Raw genomic sequence first — 19,134 nt, forward strand, 5'->3', positions numbered from 1 at the left:
TTTCGCTTCAGAGCGTTGTGTCGTCAGCAGCAGAGAAGCGAGATTATGCAGGGATAAAACGAGATCGTCAAGCGCTTTTTAGTAGAATGCGTCTATGACCATTCTGCTTTCGACCTTGAATGCCCGCTACGCCCATGCGTCGCTGGGCCTGCGCTACCTCTTAGCCAATATGGGGGAGCTGCAGCCGATTTCAAGGCTCTGTGAATTTGTGATCGGCGCCAAGACCACCGAAGTAGTCGAGCGCCTGCTGGCCCAGCAGCCGCGCATCGTCGGCTTCGGCGTGTATATATGGAACGTCGAGGAGACCACGCGCGTCGTCGCCATGCTCAAGCGCGTGGCGCCCGAGGTGACCGTGGTGCTCGGCGGTCCGGAAGTGTCGCATGAGACCGCCCAGCAGGAGATCGTGCGCCTGGCCGACTATGTGATTACCGGCTGGGGCGACGTCACGTTTCCGCGCCTGTGCCAGGCCATTCTGCACGGCCCCAAGCCGCTGATGAAGATCCACGCCGGCGAGCAGCCGCCGCTGGCCGAGCTGCAGCTGCCCTACGCCCAGTACACGGATGAGGACATCCGCCACCGCACGCTGTATGTCGAGGCTTCGCGCGGCTGCCCGTTCAAATGCGAGTTCTGCCTGTCGGCGCTGGACAAGACGGCCTGGCCCTTCCCGCTCGAGGCTTTTCTGGCCGAGATGGAGCGCCTGTACCAGCGCGGCGCGCGCCTGTTCAAGTTTGTCGACCGCACCTTCAATCTGAATGTGAAGACCAGCCTGCGCATCATGCAGTTCTTCCTCGATAAGATTGCAGCCCATCCGGACGACCCTGTGTATGCCCACTTTGAACTGGTGCCCGACCACCTGCCGGAAGCACTGAAGGCGACGATCGCCCAGTTCCCGCCGGGCGCACTGCAGTTCGAGATCGGCATCCAGAGTTTCAACCCCGAGGTGCAGGCCCATGTCAGCCGCAAGCAGGACAATGCCAAGGCCGCCGAGAATATCCGCTGGCTGGTCCAGCACTCGCACGCCCACCTGCATGTCGACCTGATCGCCGGCCTGCCGGGCGAGGATATCGCGAGTTTCGCGCGCGGCTTCGACCAGCTGGTCGGCCTGGGCCCGCACGAGATCCAGTTCGGCATCCTCAAGCGCCTGCGCGGCACCCCGATCATCCGCCACACCGAGCCGTTCGGCCTGGTGTTCGATCCCTATCCGCCCTACAGCATCCTGGCGACCGACCGCATCGACTTCGCCAGCATGCAGCGCCTGGTGCGCTTCGCCCGCTACTGGGACCTGGTGGCCAATTCCGGCCGCTTCGCCCACAGCCTGCCGGTGATCCTCGGCGCCCAGCCGTTCGCGCGCTTCATGGCCCTGTCCGACTGGCTGTACGCCAACACCGACGCCACCCACCGCATCGCCCTCGACCGCCTGGCGCGCCTGGTCACGCGCTGGCTGCACGAGGAAGGCGGACTGGACGCGGACGCGGCCCAGGCCCTGGTCGCCTCCGATGTGGCCGGCCAGGCGCCGGCCCCGGCCGTGAAAGCCCCGGCGCGCCAGCAACGCCATCTGGCCGCGTCTTGACAGGCGGGTAGCCGCCGCCGTCAATCTCTTTTACACTGGGCGGATGCAGAAGGAGATCACGCCCAGCCTCACGCTTGAGCAGACCGGCGGCGGCACCATCGTGACGGCGGCCGGCGTCTGGCAAGTGCACGCGCTCGCCCGTCCGGGCGTCATGGCCGAACTCACGGCCATGCTCGATCAGCTCAAGGGGCGCGAAGACCTGCAATGGGAATTGAGCGGCGCCAGCAGTCTCGACCATATCGGCGCCCAGCTGTTCTGGAATAGCTGGGGCCGCAAGCGGCCGGCGCGCCTGGTGCTGAGCCCGGGCCAGGACAGCTTCTTCCACCGCATCGAGGTCCTGTCGGCCCTGCCCACCGCCCCCGTCAAGCCCGATCCCTACGGCCCCGTCATCCGACTTGGCCAGCGCGTGCTGCTGTTCATGGACCACCTGTGGGATGTGATCAAACTGATCGGCGCAGTCACCCAGGACCTGGGCCGCTTTCTGCGCGCGCCCCACCGCGGGCCGTGGCGCGAAATCTCGGCCAATATCTTCCATGCGGGCTTCCAGGCCCTGGGCATCACGGCCCTGGTCGGCTTCCTGATCGGCGTCGTGCTGTCCTATCTGTCGGCCCAGCAGCTGCGCAATTTCGGCGGTGACGTCTACATCGTCAACATTCTCGGCATGAGCATCGTGCGCGAACTGGGACCGCTGCTGGCCGCGATTCTCGTGGCCGGACGCTCGGGCTCCTCGATCACGGCCCAGCTCGGCGTGATGCGCGTGACCGAGGAACTCGACGCCATGCTGGTGATGGGCATCTCGCACGGCTACCGCCTGATTCTGCCGAAGGTGATTGCGCTGGCCATCTCGATGCCGCTGCTGGTGGTCTGGACCGATGCCATGGCCCTGCTCGGCGGCGCGGTCTCGGCCAAGATTGAACTCAATCTGTCGCTGCGCTATTTCATCGACAAGCTGCCCAGCGCCGTGCCGATTGCGAACTACCATATCGGCCTGCTCAAGGGCGCGGCCTTCGGCATGCTGATCGCCCTCGTGTCCTGCCATTTCGGCCTGCGCATCAAGCCGAATACCGAAAGCCTGGGGCGCGGCACCACCACCTCGGTGGTGACGGCGATTACCGTGGTGATCCTGGCCGACGCCGTGTTCGCCATCCTGTTCAACAACGTGGGCTATTACCGATGAAGAACCGCCGTCCTTCGCGCGTGGTGCCGCCCCCGTTCAATGGCGACCAGCCGCCCGTGGTCGAGATCGAGGGCCTGTGGACCAAGTTCGGCAAGACCGTCGTCCACCAGGACTTGAACCTGCGCATCTACCCGGGCGAAATCCTGTCGATCGTCGGCGGCTCGGGCACGGGCAAGACCGTGCTGCTGCGCCAGATGCTGGGTCTGGAGCGGCCGGCGCGCGGCTGCGTGCGCGTGTTCGACGAGGACATCAGCGCGGCCGACGCGATTCAGCTGCAGCACATGCGCAACCACTGGGGCATGCTGTTCCAGCACGGCGCCCTGTACTCGGCCCTGACCGTGTTCGACAATGTCGCCCAGCCAATGCGCGAGCTGCATGCCCTGCCCGAGGACGTGATCCGCGACGCCGTGCTGCTGAAAATGCAGATGGTCGGCCTCGGCCCCGAGCACGCCAACAAGATGCCAGCCGACCTGTCGGGCGGCATGGTCAAGCGCGCGGCCCTGGCGCGCGCCCTCGCGCTCGAACCGCAGCTACTGTTCCTGGATGAACCGACGGCCGGCCTCGATCCCGACTTGTCGGACAGCTTCGTAGCCCTGATCCAGTCGCTGCACCGCGAGCTCGGCCTGACCGTGGTGATGGTCACGCACGACCTCGACACCCTGTTCGCCCTGTCCACGCGCATCGCCGTGCTGGCTGAAAAGCATGTGATCGCGATCGGGCCGACGCGCGACGTGATTCAGGTCGACCACCCGTTTATCGACCAATTTTTCTTAGGCGAGCGCGGCCGTCGCGCCCTCGCCGTGCTGGACGTTGACGCGTCCTGAGCGGAGACTCTGATGGAAAACCGATCCCATGCCCTGCTGACCGGCTTCTTCACGATTGCACTGACGGTGGCGGCCATCCTGGCCGGCATCTGGTTCAATCGCGACCGCGCCGAGCGCGTGCCCTATCTGATCGCCACCAGCCAGTCGGTGCCGGGCCTGAATCCCCAGGCCACCGTGCGCTACCGCGGCATTGCGGTCGGCAAGGTGGTGGATATCGACTTCGACCCCAAGCTGGCCGGGCAGATCCTGATCCAGATCGCGATCGACCCCGACACGCCCGTCACGCGCACCACCTATGCCACGCTCGGCTATCAAGGCGTGACCGGCATCGCCTATATCCAGCTCGACGACGACAAGACCGGCTCGCCGCGCGTGGCCAGCAGCGCCAATGACATGGCGCGCATCCCGCTGCAGCCGGGCCTGCTGGCCCAGCTGGAGAAACGCGGCACCGCCATCCTGGCCCGGGTCGAGCAGCTGACCGACCAGCTCAATGCCCTGACCGGCCCCTCCACCCAGCAGCGCGTGCAGGCCACGCTCGAGCGCATCGGCCAGGCGGCCGACGCCTATGCGGCCATTCCGCAGAAGCTGGAACCGACGCTGGCGCGCCTGCCCGAACTCACGACCCGGGTCGACCAGACGCTCAACAACGTCGGCCAGCTGTCGGGCAGCGCCAACCGCCTCGTCAACAACCTCGACCGCATCGCGGTCGACCTGCAGGCGCCCAACGGCCCGCTGGCGCGCCTGAATACGACGATCGACCGGGTCGGCGCGGCCACCGAGGGCATCGCCAGCAATATCGAACTGCAGACCCTGCCGAACGTGAACGCCGCCACTGACGAGGCGCGCAGCACCCTGCGCAGTTTGAAGCGCACGATGAACACTCTGAATGACCGCCCGCAGAGCCTGCTGTTCGGGGCGCCGCCGCCGGCCCCCGGCCCCGGCGAACCCGGCTTTGTCCCGCCTGCCAAATGAGGAAGACCACCATGACCCGCCTGATCCTCCTGCTGGCCGCTCTGGCCTTGTCCGCCTGCAGCACCGTCGGCAGCGCGCCGCACCAGCAGGTGTACGACTTCGGCCCGGCCCCGGCCGCCAGCCCCGTCAAGCTCAAGCTCAGCACCCTGGTGGTGGCCGAGGCCAGCGGCGCGGCCCCGCTCGACACGCCGCAGATTCTGTACCGCCTGCTGTATGCCGATCCGCTGCAGACGCGCGCCTATGCCAACAGCCACTGGAGCAGCAGCCCGCTGCAGCTGCTGAGCCAACGCGTGCGCACGCGCCTGGCCGACAGCGGCATCGGCGTGCTCGGCACGGCCGACGCGCGCAGCGGCGCCCCGGTGCTGAAGCTCGAGGTGCTCGACTTCTCGCACAGCTTTGCCGGCCCGGCCAGCAGCAGCGGCCGCGTCAGCGTGCGCGCCTCGGTGTTCAATGGCTCGCGCCTGCAGGCCCAGCAGACCTTCACCCAGACCAGCCCGGCAGGCACGCACGATGCCGCCGGCGGCGTGGCGGCCCTGGTGCGCGCCACGGACGCGCTCAGCGCCGAGCTCTTACAATGGCTGGCCCAATTGCCCTGAGAGGAAGATGGAAGCTGCCGCACCCGCCCGCCAACACGGCTCGCCGATCGCGCGTGCGTCCCTGCTCGCCTATATCTGCCTGATCGTCTACGCCAGCTGGTTTCCGTTCACGGGCTGGCGCGTGTCGGGGCTGCCGCCGCTGTCCTATCTGACGGCCGGGCTGCCGCACTACTGGACCCGCTTCGACGTGCTGGTCAACGTGATCGGCTACGTGCCCTTCGGCGTGCTGCTGGTGTTTGCCGTGTATCCGCGCGTGCGCGGCCTGTGGGCGGTGCTGCTGGCCAGCCTGACCGGCGTGCTGGTCTCGGGCAGCATGGAGGCCGTGCAGACCTTCCTGCCCTCGCGCGTGCCCTCGGTACTCGACCTGCTGACCAATAGCCTGGGCTGCGCGCTGGGTGCCGTGTATGGCGCGCTGAAGGTACGCGCCTATCTGGAGCAAGGCCGCCTGCTGCAGCTGCGCCAGCGCTGGTTCGCGCCGCATGCGAGCCAGGGCCTGGTGCTGGTGGCGCTGTGGCCGCTGGCCGAGATCTATCCGCAGAGCTATCTGTTCGGGCATGGCCAGATCCTGCCCGAGATTTCGGAATGGCTGTCGGCCCTGCTCGAAACGCCGGTCGACCCGGGCGCCTTTCTGCGCCGCGACGATCTGCTGACGGCCGAGCAGTACTGGCTGTCGGAAACCATCATCACGGCCTGCCAGATGACGGGGGCGGTGCTGGTCATGCTCTGCCTGCTGCGGCGCGAGGCCCCGCGCGCGCGCCTGATCCTTGCCATGCTGGGCGCGGCCATCGTCGTCAAATGCCTGGCCAGCGCCGTCTTGTTCGAGCCCGAGAGCGCGTTCGGCTGGATCACGCCGGGCGCCCAGGGCGGCTTTGTGATCGGCCTGATCATGATTGCCGGCCTGGCCTTTGCGCCGAAAACGGCGCAGCGCCGCCTGGCCGTGCTGAGCCTGGGTCTGAGCCTGCTGGTGCTCAATGCCATCCCCGTCAATCCGTATTTCATCGCCACCATGCAGACCTGGACCCAGGGCCAGTTCCTCAACTTCAATGGCGCGGCCCAGTTCCTGTCGCTGCTGTGGCCCTTCGTCGCGCTGTGGTTCCTGATCCTGCCCTCGCATAAGCTCAATAAATCCTGACGCGGTATCATTGCGTTTTGCGAAGTATTGGAAAGCCCATGAGCGAGAATGCCTACTACCAGAAGCACGTGTTCATTTGCATGAACCAGCGTGAAGACGGCCGCCCCTGCTGCGCCGAGCGCGGCGCGAAGGACGTGCAGCAATACATGAAGAAGCGCATCAAGGCACTGGACCTGAATGGCCAGGGCAAGGTGCGCATCAACCAGGCGGGCTGCCTCGACCGTTGCGAGGAAGGCCCCGTGATGGTCGTCTATCCGGAAGGCACCTGGTACACCTATGTCGACACCAGCGACATCGACGACATCATCGACAGCCACCTGATCGGCGGCCAGGTCGTCGAGCGTCTGAAGATCTGATCCGATGATGAACAAGAATTCGACCAAGTTCTATCTGGACGGCGGCGCCGGCCGCATGGAATGCCTGCTCGACCTGCCCAAGGAGGCGCCGCGCGGCATCGCCCTGGTGGCCCATCCGCATCCGCTGTACGGCGGCACGATGGAGAACAAGGTGGCGCAGACGCTGGCGCGCACCTTCGTCGCGCTCGGCTATGCGACGGCGCGCTTCAACTTCCGCGGGGTCGGCGAATCCGAGGGCGTGCACGACGAGGGCCGCGGTGAAACGGACGACATGCAGGTCATGTACGACTACATGCGCCAGCAGTATCCGGGCCTGCCGGTGGCGCTGTCGGGCTTTTCCTTCGGCACCTATGTGCAGAGCATGTTTGCCCAGCGCCTCGCGGCAGCCGGCCAGGCGCCCGAGCGGCTGGTGCTGGTGGGCACGGCCGCCGGCAAATGGGCGATGGCCGATGTGCCGGCCGACACCATCCTGATCCACGGCGAACTCGACGACACCATCACCCTGCAGCAGGTGTTCGACTGGGCGCGCCCGCTCGACATCCCAGTGGTGGTGATTCCCGGCGCCGACCACTTCTTCCACCGCAAGCTTGGCCACATCAAAAATTGGGTCATCCAATTGTGGCGGAGCAAGCCCGAAGACACCCTATAATGCGAGCTCCCTGGCTTCACCGTTTTTGACTGACACATGAAGAAACTGATTGCGGCGCTGCTGACCAGCGCCACCCTGTTCTGCGCCTCGGCCTTTGGCCAGGCGGTTCCGGCCCCGACCATTGCGGCCAAATCCTGGATTCTGCTCGACGCCACCAGCGGCCAGGTGGTCGCTTCGCAAGACCCGGCCATGCGCGTCGAACCGGCCTCGCTGACCAAGGTGATGACGGCCTATGTGACCTTCGGCGCCCTGCGCGACAAGCGCATCGACCTGAAGCAGATGGTGAATGTCTCGGTCAAGGCCTGGAAGGTCGACGCCTCGAGCTCGAAGATGTTCATCGACCCGGCCACGCCGGTGTCGATCCAGGACCTGCTGTACGGCCTGATGGTCCAGTCCGGCAATGACGCGGCCGTGGCCCTGGCCGAAGCCGTGGCCGGCGACGAAGCCGCCTTCGTGGCCCAGATGAACAAGGAAGCCCAGCGCCTGGGCATGAAGAACACCCACTTCGCCAACGCCCACGGCCTGCCCCATCCGGAGAACTACACGACGGCGGCCGACCTGGCGATCCTGGCCGCGCGCGTGATTGCCGACTATCCCGAGTTCTACAAGATCGACTCGGTGAAAGAGTTCACCTACAACCGCATCAAGCAGCAGAACCGCAACCGCCTGCTGTGGCTCGACCCGACCGTGGACGGCATGAAGACCGGCCACACCGAAGCGGCCGGCTACTGCATGATCGCCTCGGCCCACCGCCCGAACGGCAAGGACGGCGAGCGCCGCCTGATCTCGGTGGTGATGGGCACCGCCTCGGACCAGGTGCGCACCCAGGAAAGCCAGAAGCTGCTGAACTGGGGCTTCCAGAACTTCGACGCCGTCAAGCTGTATGCCAAGGGCCAGGCGATCGACACGCCCGAAGTCTGGAAAGGCTCGTCCAGCAAGGTGAAGATCGGCTTCAACCGCGATGTGGTGGTGACGGTGCCGAAGGGCCTGGCCGCCAAGCTCAAGCCCGTGCTCGAGCGCAAAGACCCGCTGGTGGCCCCGCTGGCCCTGAACGGCCAGGTCGGCACGCTGAAGATGCAGGCCGATGGCAAGACCATCCTCGAGCTGCCGGTGGTGGCGCTGGAAGAAATTTCGCAGGCCTCGATTTTCGGCCGCGCCTGGGACTCGCTGCGTCTGTGGATGAAATAAGCGCCGACAAAATCGGGGTCAGACCCCATTTATCCATCAAGCAAAACCGGGGCCCGACCCCGGTTTTCTTTTTCCGCAGAAAAAATGGGGGCAGACCCGGATTTTTCTGCGCGGATAAATGGGGTCTGACCCCGATTTTTCTTTTGGTTTAGTTCAGCGTTTGCTGCAGCGATTCCTGGGCCCAGCGGAAGGCGGCCTGGCTGGTCGCGTTCAGGGTGGCGGTGTCGAGGCCGAGCTTGCTGGCGATCTCGGCCGCCTGGCCGGTCAGGCCGCGCTCGATGCGCAGCGCCAGCAATAGGTAGGGGCTGTAGGGGCCGGCGCTGTCGAGCAGCACGCTGCGCACCTCCTGCGACAAATGCATCTTGTCGAGGATGCGCGGCATCGGCATGCCGAGCAGGATGTCGAACAAGGACAGCAGGCCGACCAGGAAGATCTCGTCGCGTTGGGCCGGGCTCAGCGTCTCGGCCGCCACCGTTTCGAGGAAACGCGCACGCGTCAGCGCCACTTCGAGCAGAGACTCGTCGCGCTCGCGATGGGCTTTGCCGAGTCGGAACATCGACACGGTCAGCCAGCGGTACAGGGCCGCGCGCCCGAGCACGACAATCGCCTGCGCCAGGCTGGTGATGGTCGTGGCCTGCCCATTGCTCGGCGCATTCGCCCACTTGAGCAGCTGGAAGCTGAGGCCGGGATCGCGCTTGGCCACCTCGGTCAAGGCGTCGAGCTCGGCATCGGCGCGCAGCAGATTCAAGAGCTCGATCGAGGTCAGGCGGCCCTGGTCGATCTTGCCCTTTTCGTCGAGCTGATCGGGCTGGGTCAGGAAGGCGCCCAGACAATAGTCGGCGCCCCAGGCCACGCACATGCGCTGCTCGTCCCAGCTGTCGACCTGTTCGACGGCGATCTGCAGCTTCGGATAGCTGGCGCGCAGGCTGCGCAGCATGGTCTGGAACTGTGGCAGGGCCGTGCGCGCCAGATTGAGGACGACGATGTCGGCCGCCTGAAAAGCGGGCGCATCCTCGGCACTGTGCGTGGCCACATACAGGATGGCCTTGGCGCCGGCGTCGCGCACGGCCGCCAGGCGCGCAGCCAGCTGGGATGCGGGCCAGGTCTGCTCGCGCCGATCAAACTCGAAACCGACCTGGGGCGCCAGCAGCGGCGTGTGGCGATTGAACACAAAGGCATCGGGGCTGAGCTTGACGAGGGCCAGGCGGCGCTCGGCAAAGCTGCGGATGTCCTCATCGACCAGGGCCTGGATGTAGTCGGCCTCGGCGGCAATGCGCTGGCCATCCTCGGCCTGCAGGCGGAAGCGGTAGCCGCACAGGCGGTTCTTGGCGTCGACCACTTCTTCGCGGCACAGCACGGCCGGCGGCGCGGCCGGCGCGGCCGGTTTGAGGCCAGTATTGGCCGCTTGCAGCAGGGTGCTGGCAGGCTCCGCCGGCTTGCCAGAGAATAGACTGAAAAGGCCCACAGAGGCCTCCTTTCGGGGTACAGCAGCATCTCACGCCCTTGCGGGCGCGGCGGAACATTAATCGGAATACACCTGAGGCGGGGCGATGCCGCGCCAGCCCTGGCGCCAGGCCAGGTTCAGCAGCAGCGTGCCCGCGATGTATACGGCAAAGAACAGCACAAAATAAAGGCTGCGCAGCCAAACGAGCAGGCCGATGTTCACGGCCAGCACGAGCAGCGCCAGCGGACTCTTCTTCTGCTTGGAGCTGGGGAAGCGGATCGTCGACACCATCAGCGCGCCGACCGTGACCAGCAAGGCGATCAGGGCCGCGCCCTGCTCGGGCGTCCGCAGCGGTTCGGGCCAGGCGACGACGACCGCCGCCACGCAGGCGGCGCCGGCGGTGATCGGCATGCCGACGAAATAGCGCGGATCGGTGCGGCCCACCATCACATTGAAGCGCGCCAGGCGCAGCGCGCCGCAGGCGACGAAGATGAAACTGGCGACGCCGCCGATGCGCAGCAGGGTCGGATGGTCGATGCCGAGTTTGACGAAGCCGAAGCAGTACAGCAGGATGGCCGGGGCGCAGCCGAAGTTCATCACGTCGGCGATCGAATCGAGCTGCACGCCGAACTGCGAGGCGGTGTTGGTGGCGCGCGCCACCATGCCATCGAGCGCGTCGAAGAAGCCGGCCACGACCAGCAGGGCGGCCGCCAGCCGGTAGTCGTCGGCGATGCCGAGCACGGCGTTATCGACCGAGATCACGATACTGCCGAAGCCGCAGGCGATCGACAGCAGGGTGACGAGACTTGGCAGGGCAAACTTGGCGCGCGCCAGGCGCGGGTGCGGATGAGGGGTCGACATCCGGCTATTTTACCTTGCGCGTCCGTCAACAGCGCCGCAGGGCCACGCAAATTGACCTAGAATGGCCGCAACGGCTCGAGGGCCGTGTCTTGGAGACAGCATGCATTGGTTTTCACTCTTGCGCACGGCCGTGGTCTGTGTGGCCGGCGCCAGTCTGGTGGCCTGCGGTGGTGGCAGCAGCAGCAGCGGCGCGGCGCCCGTGCCCAGCGCGCCGGACAGCGGCACGCCACTTGGCAATCTGCCCGGCGCCCCCGGCCTGACGGGCCAGATCGCGGTCGACGGGCGCGCCTGGATCAATTACCGGCGCGGCCAGCTCGGCGTGCCCCAGCTGACGCAGAATCCGGCCGTCGACCAGGCGGCCCAGGCGCATTCCGACTACCAGCGCCTGAACGGCGCCGTCAGCCACGACGAAACTGCGGGCAAGCCCGGCTACACGGGCGCCACCCTGCTCGACCGTCTGCGCACGGCCGGCTATGTGTTCGGCTCGGGCGCCTATGCCTATGGCGAAGTGATCGCCGGCTCCACCAGCAGCAGCGGCTTTGCCATGGTCGAGGACCTGATCACGGCCATCTATCACCGCTTCGTGCTGTTCGAGCCCAAGTTCAAGGAAATGGGCGCCGGCTTTGCCACCGGCAGCAATAGCTACACCTATTTCACGGCTGACTTCACGGCCAATAATGGCTATGGCCCCGGCATCGGCGCGTCCAGCATCGTGGTCTGGCCGGCCGACGGACTGACGGGCGTGGCGCCGAACTTCTTCAGCGACCAGGAATCGCCCGATCCGGTCCCCGGCGTGAACGAAGTCGGCTACCCAATCAGCGTGCATGGCGACCTCACCAGTTTTGTCGGCGTGAAGACTTTCAGCGTACGCCAGCGCGGCGCCAGCAGCGATCTGCCGGTGCGCCTGCTGGTCAACAGCGCCGACCGCGAGACGCCGGTCTCGGCCGCGGCCATCATCCCGCTCAGCCCGCTGCAGGCCAAGACCACCTACGAGGTCAGCTTCAGCGGCACCATCAATGGCCTGATCGTCAACAAGACCTGGAGCTTCACCACGCGATGAACCCGCCGCCCCGTCTGCATTGGCCGCCGCCCGCTGCGGCGCGCGGCCTGATCGATGCCGAGGAAGGCATCGAGCGGGTGCTGGGCGACCATGACATGTACGCGCGCCTGCTGCAGCGCTTCATCAAGGACTACGGGGCCGGCCTGGCCCCGGTGGCCGCGGCTCTGGCCGCGCACGACGCCGAGCGCGCGCACCGCTACATCCACAGCCTGAAGGGCGCGGCCGGCATGCTCGGCGCACGCGCCCTGCACCTGGCGGCGGCCGCGGCCGATCAGCAATTGCTGGCGCGGAGCCCGACCCTGGACGCGGCCCTGGACGCAGTCGACACGCAACTGGCCCCAGTACTGGTGCTGATGGCGCAGATGATCGAGGAACCGGTGTCAGTGCTTACTTACGCCACACCGGCGGCGGATGGCTTGCTGGCCGAGCTGGCCAGACTGTTGGAAGCGGGAGATGGCGCCGCCTGCGACCTGTTCGAGGCCGAGGCCGCCGCGCTGGAAGCGCGCCTGGGTGCGGCGGAGTTTGCGGCCCTGAGCCAGGCGATCGAGCGCTTTGACTTCCCGGGCGCGCGCCAGCGGCTGGGCGCTTATTGATCGAAGGCGGCTTCTTCGTCGAAGGCAGCCGCGCATTCCTTGCCGCAGAAGCGGCGCACGGCATCGAGCGGTTTTTCGCAATACCAGCACGAGCCTTTGGCCGGCAGCGACTGGCGTGCGCTGGTGACGGGACGGGAAGGCGCCGGGGGAGTGGCGTCGGCAACCGGTTCCTTGTCAGGCAGACTATTGTGTAGCGTCTTCAACTTACACCTCCGTCCTCAACAACCACTTGCACATTAGCGCCGCCCCGGCGTCGCCGGTCTGCGTTGCCGCAAACCGGCCCGTGTGGCGCCTTACTTCTTCAAATGCTTGTCCAGCCAGCCGAGCACTTCCTGATGCCAGAGCACGGAATTGGCCGGGCGCAGGATGTGGTGGTTCTCGCCCGGGAACACCACCAGTCTGCTCTCAATCCCCTGGCGCTGCAAGGCCGTGAAGGTCGACAGGCCCTGGCTATAGCTGATGCGGAAATCCTTCTCGCCATGCAGCACGAGCATCGGGGTCTTCCACTTCGTCACATAGTTGGCCGGGTTGTTCTTCTCGGCATTGGCGGAGTTCTTGAAGTAGGGCGCACCGAATTCCCACTCCACGAACCACAGCTCTTCAGTCGAATAGTACATCGAACGCTGGTCGAACACGCCAGCGTGATTGACGAGACATTTGAAACCATCGTTCCAGTTGCCGGCGATCCAGTTCATCATGAAGCCGCCGTAAGACGCGCCGAGCGCGCAGGCGTTCTTGGTGTCGACGAAAGCGTATTTGCTGCCGGCGGCGGCGAGGCCCTTCTTCAGGTCCTCGAGCGGCTTGCCGCCCCAGTCGCCGCTGATGGCGTCGGTGAAGGCCTGACCATAGCCGGTGGAGCCATGGAAGTCGATCATCACGACCGCGTAGCCGGCGCCGGCGTAGATCTCCGGATTCCAGCGGTAGCTCCAGCTATTGCCGAAGCTGCCCTGCGGCCCGCCATGCACGAGGAAGGCGACCGGATACTTCTTGCCGGCTTCGTAGTTCCAGGGCTTGAGCACATAGCCGTAGACGGTATCGCCCTTGGCGCCCTTGAAGCTGAACTGCTCGGGCTCGCCGAAGCGCACTTCGGCCAGGCGGCTGGCGTTGAACTGGGTCAGCTGCTGCGGCTTGCCATCGGCGCCGAGGGTGAACAGCTGGGCCGGGCTGCGCAGATCATTGCGGGTGAACACAAGCTTATTGGCGCGCAGGTCGAAGCTGTTGATCGAGCCCTCGCCCGACAGCGGCACCGGCTTGCCATCGGCCAAAGCAATCTTGAAGATGCGGTGCTGGCCGAGGTCCTGGGCCGAGGCATACAGGGCTTGGCCATCCTGCGACCATTGCAGGCTGTCGGCCGAACGGTCCCACTTGTCGGCCAGCAGGCGCTTCTTGCCGCTGGCGAGGTCGAGCAGGACGATCTGGTAGCGGTCAGCCTCGAAGCCCGGGCGGCGCATCGCGCGGTAGGCCAGGGTTTTGCCATCGGGCGAGAACACGGGGCCGGCGTCCCAGGCCTTGTTGTCCTCAGTCAGATTGCGCGGCACGCCGCCCGTGACGGGCACGCTGTACAGGTCGAAATTGGTCGACCACGGCTCGCTCTTGCCGGCGATGCGGATCGAGAAGACGATCGACTTGCCATCCGGACTGAAGCTGTAGTCGTTGTTGTCGCCATCGGGCTTGGACGGCACGTCGCCGTCGAGCGCACCCGACAGGTTGACGAGTTCGGTGCCGGCCTTGCCATCGGCGCTCAGCGCCAGCGAGAACAGGGTGCCCTGGCGGCCATCGGACCAGGTCGACCAGTGGCGCACGAACATGCGGTTGTAGGTGCGCGCATTGGCCTTCTGCTTGTCCTTGCTTTCCAGGCGCTTGACGGTGCAGGCCAGGTCGGCGCAGTCGTGGAAGGTTTCCATCGACACGGCCAGACGGTCGCCCTGCGGCGACAGGCGGAAGGTATCGACGTCGAGCGGCAGATTGGTCACCTGCACGGCCTCGCCACCGCCGGCAGGCATGCGCCACACCTGCGAGGAACCCGAACGCGCGGACAGGAAATAGATGGCGTCCCCTTTGGGCGACCAGACCGGATCGGAGCTGTTCGCTTCGCCCTTGGTCAGCTGCTGCGGCGCGGCGCCCGGTGTGGCCAGGTCCAGCGTCCAGAGTTCGGTGTGACCCTTGTCTTTCTCGATGTCAGTGCTGCGCACGGCAAAGACGACGCGGCTGCCATCGGGCGACACGGCCGGGCTCGACACACGCTCGAGGCGCACCAGATCGTCGATGTTGAGACCACGCGGCGCAGCCTGTGCGCCAAACGCGACACCCGCGGCCAGGGCCGCTGCCAGAAGGCGAAGTTTCATGCAAAAAGTCTCCGAAAGGGGGAATGCGGGAGATGATAGCAGGATTGCCAACCGACATTTGCACGCGATTGCCAGTCGTCAATATCATGTCCGTTTCGACCGCTAGGCTCTGTGCCATGATGCGAACTTCTTCCCTTCTGTGCAGCGCCATGCTGCTGATGAGCCCGGCCCCGGCCGCGCCCACGCAGGACGTGGCTGATGCCGTCTATCTCTACAAACGCGGCGAGTTCCGCAAAGCCTTTGCCGCGCTCAAGCCGCTGGCGGCCGCTGGCGATCCCGTGGCGCAGGCAAGCCTGGGCCGCATGTACCTGCAGGGCGATGGTGTGGACAAGAACTACGCCGAAGCGCTTGACTGGCTGCAGCGTGCGGCGGCCCAGCACAGCGCCGTGGCCGAGAATCTGCTGGGCACCATGTATGCCGAGGGGCTGGGTGTGGAGAAGCAGGCCGCGACCGCCGCGGCGTACTACCAGCGCGCCGCCGAGCACGACGACCCGGCCGGCATGAATAATCTGGCCGCAGCCTACGAGGCCGGGCAAGGTCTGGCGCAGGACCTGCCCAAGGCCATCGCGCTGTATCGCCGTGCAGCGGCCGCAGGCAGCCCGGCCGCGCACCGCCATCTGGGCCAGCTTTATCTGAGCGGCAGCGGCCTGCCGCGCGATCTGGGCCAGGCGCGCGATTGGCTGCAGCGTGCGGCCGCCCTCGGCGACGTGCCCGCCCTCTATTTCCTCGGCAAATCCTGGGAGGCGGAGCGGCCCGAGCAGGCGATTGCCGCCTACCGCCGCGCCGCACAGTCCGGCATGAGCCTCGCCATGCGCGAGCTCGCCGAGCTGCTGCAAAAAACGCCGAATGCGCCCCAGGATGAAGTGCTGCAATGGCTCGAAGGGGCGGCCAGGCAAGGCGACGCCTACGCCCAGCTGCAGCTCGGTCGCCTGTATGCCGGCAAGGACGCAGGCAAGTCGCGCCACTGGCTGCAACAGGCGGCCGCCCAGGGCAGCATGGAAGCGCTGCTCGCACTCGGCGCACAAGACCCGGCCATGCTGACCCAAGCCTACGAAAAGCTGGCCGCGCAGGGCCATGCCGATGCGCAGTACAACCTCGGCGTGTCGGCCACCGACCCGCGCCAGGCGCGCGACTGGTATCTGCAGGCCGCGCGGCAGGGCCATGTGAAGGCCCAGTCCAATCTGGCCGCGCTGTATGCGCGCGGGATCGAAGGCGCGCCCGACTACACGCAGGCTGCGCACTGGTATCGCCAGGCTGCGGAGGCCGGCGACATGGCGGCGCAGAACAATCTGGCGGCCCTGCTGGAAAACGGCCAGGGCGTGACACGCGATGTGGCCGCCGCGCGCCATTGGTACCAGCGCGCCGCCGAGAACGGCAGCGTAGCGGCGATGATGAATCTGGCGACGATCTACTGGCAGGGCCGCGGCACCGCTCGCAACGAAGCCGAGGCGGCCATCTGGTACCGGCGCGCCGCAGAAAAGGGCAACGCCGCCGCCTGCGCGCGTCTGGCCTATCTGCTGCGCGAAGGCCGCGGCGTCGCGCGCGACCTCGAGCAGGCCAAGCTATGGGAAAGCCGCTCCAAGGCCCAATGAATCAGGGCGCGCGCTTGAGGAAGAAAGCCCAGTCCTCCGCATAGTCGGGACTGCCGATGCCCTGGGTGTGATACGGATTGTTGTTGCGGGCCTGGAAGTCCGGCGGCAGGGGCTTGGAGAACACGCGCAGATTCGCCGCCGGAATACCGAGCTGTTTGTAGGACGCCGCCAGCAACTGCGCCGTATTCTCACGTGCATGGTAGGCGCCATACCAGCGCGCCGGCTCGGTCTTGCTGGGCAGGGTCAGCCAGGGCGCGAGGCGGCGCTCCCCTTGCGCGTCCTTGTAGAAATCCCAGGGACTGGAAAACAGAATCACACGCTCCACTTGGGTTTGCTTGGCGATGAAGGCCGCCATGCCCGCCCCCTGCGATTGCCCGGCCAGCGTGATGCGCGGCCAGTTCGGTTCGCCCTGCGCCAGGAACTGGCCCCACTGGTCGTCCGGATAGTCGGTCTGCAAGCGCAGCAGCAAAGCACGCAGGCGGCTGAGGATGGCTTCCGGCTGGCTGTTGCGAATCGACTCGTCCGGCAGCATGCGATCGCCGACGATGCGCATCTGGCGGAACTGGGCCGAGCAGTCGGGATCAGGCACGCGCGGACAGTAGACGGCAACAGCCGGCTCATCGTTGTAGGCCAGCGAGATCACCCGGTAGCCAGCCTTGGCGGCCGTATCGAGAAACTTGAGCGGACCGGGCGGCTTGCCCCCCGTCCCGGCCAGAAAGACCAGCAGGCCCGTCGGCGGCGCGGTACCCGAGCGGTCGAACATCACCCAGTGCGGAAAGTCGAACTGACGCACGGCGGGATCGACCGCGGACGGCTTGATGCACAGCGCGAAACGCTGCGGGCTCGCCTCGCAGACACCCGCAGCCAGGGCCGGCTGCGCCAGGGCCAGCATGCCCACCCCCACAAGAAAACGCCACATTGCCTGCTCCCCTCGCCATTCCGATGGAACAGAACAATACCGCAGGACACGTTACACTGGGAAATCTATTCACCCATGTGCTGCAAGGTATAACAATGAAGACACCACGCCGACTCGCAGCCAGTCTGCCCCTCCTGAGCCTTTCCCTGCTGCTGAGCGCCAGCGGCGCGGCGGCCGCCGATTCACCCTATGACCAGCGGGCGCGCGACTGGCGCAATGGCGCCATCGTGTACCAGGTGCTGGTCGACCGCTTTGCGCCCTCGGCCAATCTGGATGCCAAGCGCGCCTTGTATCCGGCGCCGAAAAAGCTGCGCGACTGGTCCGAGCCGGCCAAACCCGGCGTGTATCTGGACGACGAAAAACTGAATAGCCAGGAGCTCGATTTCTGGGGCGGCGATCTGCAAAGCCTGAGGGGCAAGCTCGATTACATCGCCGGTCTCGGCGCCGATGTGCTGTATCTGAACCCGATCCATCTGGCCTACACCAACCACAAATACGACGCCTTCGATTTCAATGCCATTTCGCCCGAATACGGCACGCGCGCCGAATTCAAACAGCTGGCCGCGGATGTCCACCAACGCGGCATGAAACTCGTGCTCGATGGCGTGTTCAATCACATGGGCCGCAATGCGCCGAAATTCAAGGACGCCTTCAGCAATCCGGCCAGCCCCTGGCGCAATTGGTTCGCGATTGGCCCGCAATTCCAGGGCGGCGCGCGCGTGTGGACCGGCTTTCAGAATCTGCCCGAACTGAATCTCGAAAATCCGGCCGTGCGCAACTACCTGTATGCCAAGCCGGATTCCGTGGTGCAGGGCTATCTGCGCGATGGCGCCGATGGCTGGCGCCTCGATACCGCATTTGAACTCGGTCACCAATACCTGCGCGAGCTGACCGATGCGGCGCACCGCCAGAAACCCGGTTCGCTGGTCGTCGGTGAAATCGTCAATTACCCCGGAAGCTGGCTGCGTTCCATGGATGCGGTGATGAATTTCGGGATGCGACAGATTGTGCTCGGTCTGGCCAATGGCGACTTCACCCCGGCCCGTTCGGCGCGCATGATCGAGCGCATGGTGCAGGACGCCGGCATCGAGCCGATGCTCAAATCCTGGATGGTGATCGACAACCACGATATTCCGCGCATTGCCAACCAGCTCCCCGATCCCGCCTTGCGCCGCATGGTGCAGGTGCTGCAATTCACGCTACCGGGCGCACCGAATGTCTACTACGGCGCCGAGGTCGGCATGCAGGGCGGGCCCGACCCCGAGAACCGCAGCCCGATGCGCTGGGATCTGGCGCGCGCCGACAACCCCGACATGGTCTGGATGAAGCAGCTGATCGGCCTGCACAAGCAGCAGCGCGCCCTGCGCGTCGGCGATCTGCGCATGATCGAGGCCGATCAGCTGTTCGCCTTCGAGCGTCACACCGACCGTGTGCTCGAGACCGTGATCGTGCTGGCCAATCCGAGCGCACACGAGGTGACCGAACGCGTGATGATCGCCAATAGCGAACTGATGGACGGCACGCCCCTGGTCGACGCCCTGCACCCCGACAGCAAAACGCAATTCAGCTTTGGCGCGGGCTTCGTGACGGTGAGCGTGCCGGCCAAATCGGCGCTGGTGCTCACGCCAAAAGAGCTCGACCTCGGCGGCTACAGCCGTTACAAGCGGGTGAAGTAGGCAGCTTATTTGCCGAAGCAGAAGCTGGCGAATCTGAGAACAAGCCGAAATACCGGGCCATGTCCACCGACAGATTGGGACCATGGACACGCGCATAGACTAGTTCATAGGTAAGAACAATCGCTCAACCCAGACATGACGTAATAAAGAAGACCGTTACCGCCCCTCGGTTTGAGGATG

Annotated in this window: 18 protein-coding genes; 13 read left to right on the forward strand and 5 right to left on the reverse strand. The window is 65.9% G+C overall.

All coding sequences use genetic code 11. From position 1 onward, the window contains the following. Positions 1–94: 94 nt before the first annotated feature. From LZ005_RS19865 to LZ005_RS19905, 9 genes are read left to right on the forward strand one after another with little or no spacing between them, the layout of a single operon-like run. A complete protein-coding gene (locus tag LZ005_RS19865) occupies positions 95–1,570 on the forward strand; it encodes a B12-binding domain-containing radical SAM protein (protein WP_237810250.1) in 1,476 nt (491 codons plus the stop codon). Positions 1,571–1,613: 43 nt separating this feature from the next. After that, entirely contained in the window at positions 1,614–2,747 is a 1,134-nt protein-coding gene (locus LZ005_RS19870; protein WP_237810251.1) for an ABC transporter permease, read from the forward strand. Further along, positions 2,744–3,571: an ABC transporter ATP-binding protein gene (locus LZ005_RS19875; protein WP_237810252.1), complete on the forward strand. Its 828-nt coding sequence runs from the start codon at positions 2,744–2,746 to the stop codon at positions 3,569–3,571. The genes LZ005_RS19870 and LZ005_RS19875 overlap by 4 nt, the downstream gene beginning before the upstream one ends. A 12-nt stretch (positions 3,572–3,583) precedes the next feature. Further along, a complete protein-coding gene (locus LZ005_RS19880; protein WP_237810253.1) occupies positions 3,584–4,543 on the forward strand; it encodes an MlaD family protein in 960 nt (319 codons plus the stop codon). A gap of 11 nt (positions 4,544–4,554) precedes the next feature. Continuing rightward, positions 4,555–5,139 carry an ABC-type transport auxiliary lipoprotein family protein gene (locus LZ005_RS19885; RefSeq protein ID WP_237810254.1) on the forward strand — a complete coding sequence of 195 codons (585 nt, stop codon included), beginning with the start codon at positions 4,555–4,557 and terminating at the stop codon, positions 5,137–5,139. A gap of 7 nt (positions 5,140–5,146) precedes the next feature. Beyond that, positions 5,147–6,271, forward strand: coding sequence for a VanZ family protein (locus LZ005_RS19890; protein ID WP_237810255.1), 1,125 nt, complete (start codon positions 5,147–5,149; stop codon positions 6,269–6,271). 38 nt (positions 6,272–6,309) lie between these two features. After that, on the forward strand, positions 6,310–6,627 hold the full coding sequence (locus tag LZ005_RS19895; protein WP_237810256.1) for a ferredoxin: 318 nt from the start codon (positions 6,310–6,312) through the stop codon (positions 6,625–6,627). Between the two features lie 7 nt (positions 6,628–6,634). After that, entirely contained in the window at positions 6,635–7,276 is a 642-nt protein-coding gene (locus LZ005_RS19900) for an alpha/beta hydrolase (protein WP_237810317.1), read from the forward strand. Positions 7,277–7,312: 36 nt separating this feature from the next. Beyond that, the gene (locus tag LZ005_RS19905; protein ID WP_237810257.1) at positions 7,313–8,464 is read left to right on the forward strand and encodes a D-alanyl-D-alanine carboxypeptidase family protein; all 1,152 of its coding nucleotides are present in this window, start codon (positions 7,313–7,315) and stop codon (positions 8,462–8,464) included. Between the two features lie 148 nt (positions 8,465–8,612). On the opposite strand, the gene LZ005_RS21935 is transcribed toward LZ005_RS19905, so the two are convergent. After that, positions 8,613–9,929: an HDOD domain-containing protein gene (locus LZ005_RS21935; RefSeq protein WP_237810258.1), complete on the reverse strand. Its 1,317-nt coding sequence runs from the start codon at positions 9,927–9,929 to the stop codon at positions 8,613–8,615. Positions 9,930–9,986: 57 nt separating this feature from the next. Continuing rightward, the gene (pssA, locus tag LZ005_RS19915) at positions 9,987–10,769 is read right to left on the reverse strand and encodes a CDP-diacylglycerol--serine O-phosphatidyltransferase (RefSeq protein WP_237810259.1); all 783 of its coding nucleotides are present in this window, start codon (positions 10,767–10,769) and stop codon (positions 9,987–9,989) included. Positions 10,770–10,869: 100 nt separating this feature from the next. Here pssA and LZ005_RS19920 point away from each other — a divergent pair, with 100 nt between their 5' ends. Together LZ005_RS19920 and LZ005_RS19925 are read left to right on the forward strand one after the other, a co-directional pair. Then, complete coding sequence (locus tag LZ005_RS19920) at positions 10,870–11,829, forward strand: CAP domain-containing protein (protein ID WP_237810260.1); 960 nt, start codon at positions 10,870–10,872, stop codon at positions 11,827–11,829. Beyond that, on the forward strand, positions 11,826–12,422 hold the full coding sequence (locus LZ005_RS19925) for an Hpt domain-containing protein (protein WP_237810261.1): 597 nt from the start codon (positions 11,826–11,828) through the stop codon (positions 12,420–12,422). Before LZ005_RS19920 ends, LZ005_RS19925 begins: the two co-directional genes overlap by 4 nt. On the opposite strand, the gene LZ005_RS19930 is transcribed toward LZ005_RS19925, so the two are convergent. Both LZ005_RS19930 and LZ005_RS19935 read right to left on the reverse strand, forming a co-directional pair. Next, a complete protein-coding gene (locus tag LZ005_RS19930) occupies positions 12,416–12,625 on the reverse strand; it encodes a hypothetical protein (RefSeq protein ID WP_237810262.1) in 210 nt (69 codons plus the stop codon). The genes LZ005_RS19925 and LZ005_RS19930 overlap by 7 nt on opposite strands. Before the next feature lie 90 nt (positions 12,626–12,715). Continuing rightward, positions 12,716–14,767: a S9 family peptidase gene (locus LZ005_RS19935; protein ID WP_237810263.1), complete on the reverse strand. Its 2,052-nt coding sequence runs from the start codon at positions 14,765–14,767 to the stop codon at positions 12,716–12,718. A gap of 116 nt (positions 14,768–14,883) precedes the next feature. Between LZ005_RS19935 and LZ005_RS19940 the strand changes: the two genes are divergently transcribed. Continuing rightward, complete coding sequence (locus LZ005_RS19940; RefSeq protein WP_237810264.1) at positions 14,884–16,359, forward strand: tetratricopeptide repeat protein; 1,476 nt, start codon at positions 14,884–14,886, stop codon at positions 16,357–16,359. A gap of 1 nt (position 16,360) precedes the next feature. Here the strand turns inward: LZ005_RS19940 and LZ005_RS19945 are convergent, their stop codons facing one another. Next, positions 16,361–17,278: a hypothetical protein gene (locus tag LZ005_RS19945; RefSeq protein ID WP_237810265.1), complete on the reverse strand. Its 918-nt coding sequence runs from the start codon at positions 17,276–17,278 to the stop codon at positions 16,361–16,363. 95 nt (positions 17,279–17,373) lie between these two features. Between LZ005_RS19945 and LZ005_RS19950 the strand changes: the two genes are divergently transcribed. After that, positions 17,374–18,954, forward strand: coding sequence for an alpha-amylase family glycosyl hydrolase (locus LZ005_RS19950; protein WP_237810266.1), 1,581 nt, complete (start codon positions 17,374–17,376; stop codon positions 18,952–18,954). The last annotated feature ends 180 nt before the right edge of the window (positions 18,955–19,134 follow it).

Source organism: Massilia sp. TS11 (assembly GCF_022012445.1).
GTDB lineage: Bacteria > Pseudomonadota > Gammaproteobacteria > Burkholderiales > Burkholderiaceae_D > Telluria.

Bases quoted from the DNA above. Each gene is read 5' to 3' on its own strand.
- LZ005_RS19865 (WP_237810250.1), top strand. From the start codon at position 95: ATGACCATTCTGCTTTCGACCTTGAATGCCCGCTACGCCCATGCGTCG.
- LZ005_RS19870 (WP_237810251.1), top strand. From the start codon at position 1,614: ATGCAGAAGGAGATCACGCCCAGCCTCACGCTTGAGCAGACCGGCGGC.
- LZ005_RS19875 (WP_237810252.1), top strand. From the start codon at position 2,744: ATGAAGAACCGCCGTCCTTCGCGCGTGGTGCCGCCCCCGTTCAATGGC.
- LZ005_RS19880 (WP_237810253.1), top strand. From the start codon at position 3,584: ATGGAAAACCGATCCCATGCCCTGCTGACCGGCTTCTTCACGATTGCA.
- LZ005_RS19885 (WP_237810254.1), top strand. From the start codon at position 4,555: ATGACCCGCCTGATCCTCCTGCTGGCCGCTCTGGCCTTGTCCGCCTGC.
- LZ005_RS19890 (WP_237810255.1), top strand. From the start codon at position 5,147: ATGGAAGCTGCCGCACCCGCCCGCCAACACGGCTCGCCGATCGCGCGT.
- LZ005_RS19895 (WP_237810256.1), top strand. From the start codon at position 6,310: ATGAGCGAGAATGCCTACTACCAGAAGCACGTGTTCATTTGCATGAAC.
- LZ005_RS19900 (WP_237810317.1), top strand. From the start codon at position 6,635: ATGAACAAGAATTCGACCAAGTTCTATCTGGACGGCGGCGCCGGCCGC.
- LZ005_RS19905 (WP_237810257.1), top strand. From the start codon at position 7,313: ATGAAGAAACTGATTGCGGCGCTGCTGACCAGCGCCACCCTGTTCTGC.
- pssA (WP_237810259.1), bottom strand. From the start codon at position 10,769: ATGTCGACCCCTCATCCGCACCCGCGCCTGGCGCGCGCCAAGTTTGCC.
- LZ005_RS19920 (WP_237810260.1), top strand. From the start codon at position 10,870: ATGCATTGGTTTTCACTCTTGCGCACGGCCGTGGTCTGTGTGGCCGGC.
- LZ005_RS19925 (WP_237810261.1), top strand. From the start codon at position 11,826: ATGAACCCGCCGCCCCGTCTGCATTGGCCGCCGCCCGCTGCGGCGCGC.
- LZ005_RS19935 (WP_237810263.1), bottom strand. From the start codon at position 14,767: ATGAAACTTCGCCTTCTGGCAGCGGCCCTGGCCGCGGGTGTCGCGTTT.
- LZ005_RS19940 (WP_237810264.1), top strand. From the start codon at position 14,884: ATGATGCGAACTTCTTCCCTTCTGTGCAGCGCCATGCTGCTGATGAGC.
- LZ005_RS19945 (WP_237810265.1), bottom strand. From the start codon at position 17,278: ATGTGGCGTTTTCTTGTGGGGGTGGGCATGCTGGCCCTGGCGCAGCCG.
- LZ005_RS19950 (WP_237810266.1), top strand. From the start codon at position 17,374: ATGAAGACACCACGCCGACTCGCAGCCAGTCTGCCCCTCCTGAGCCTT.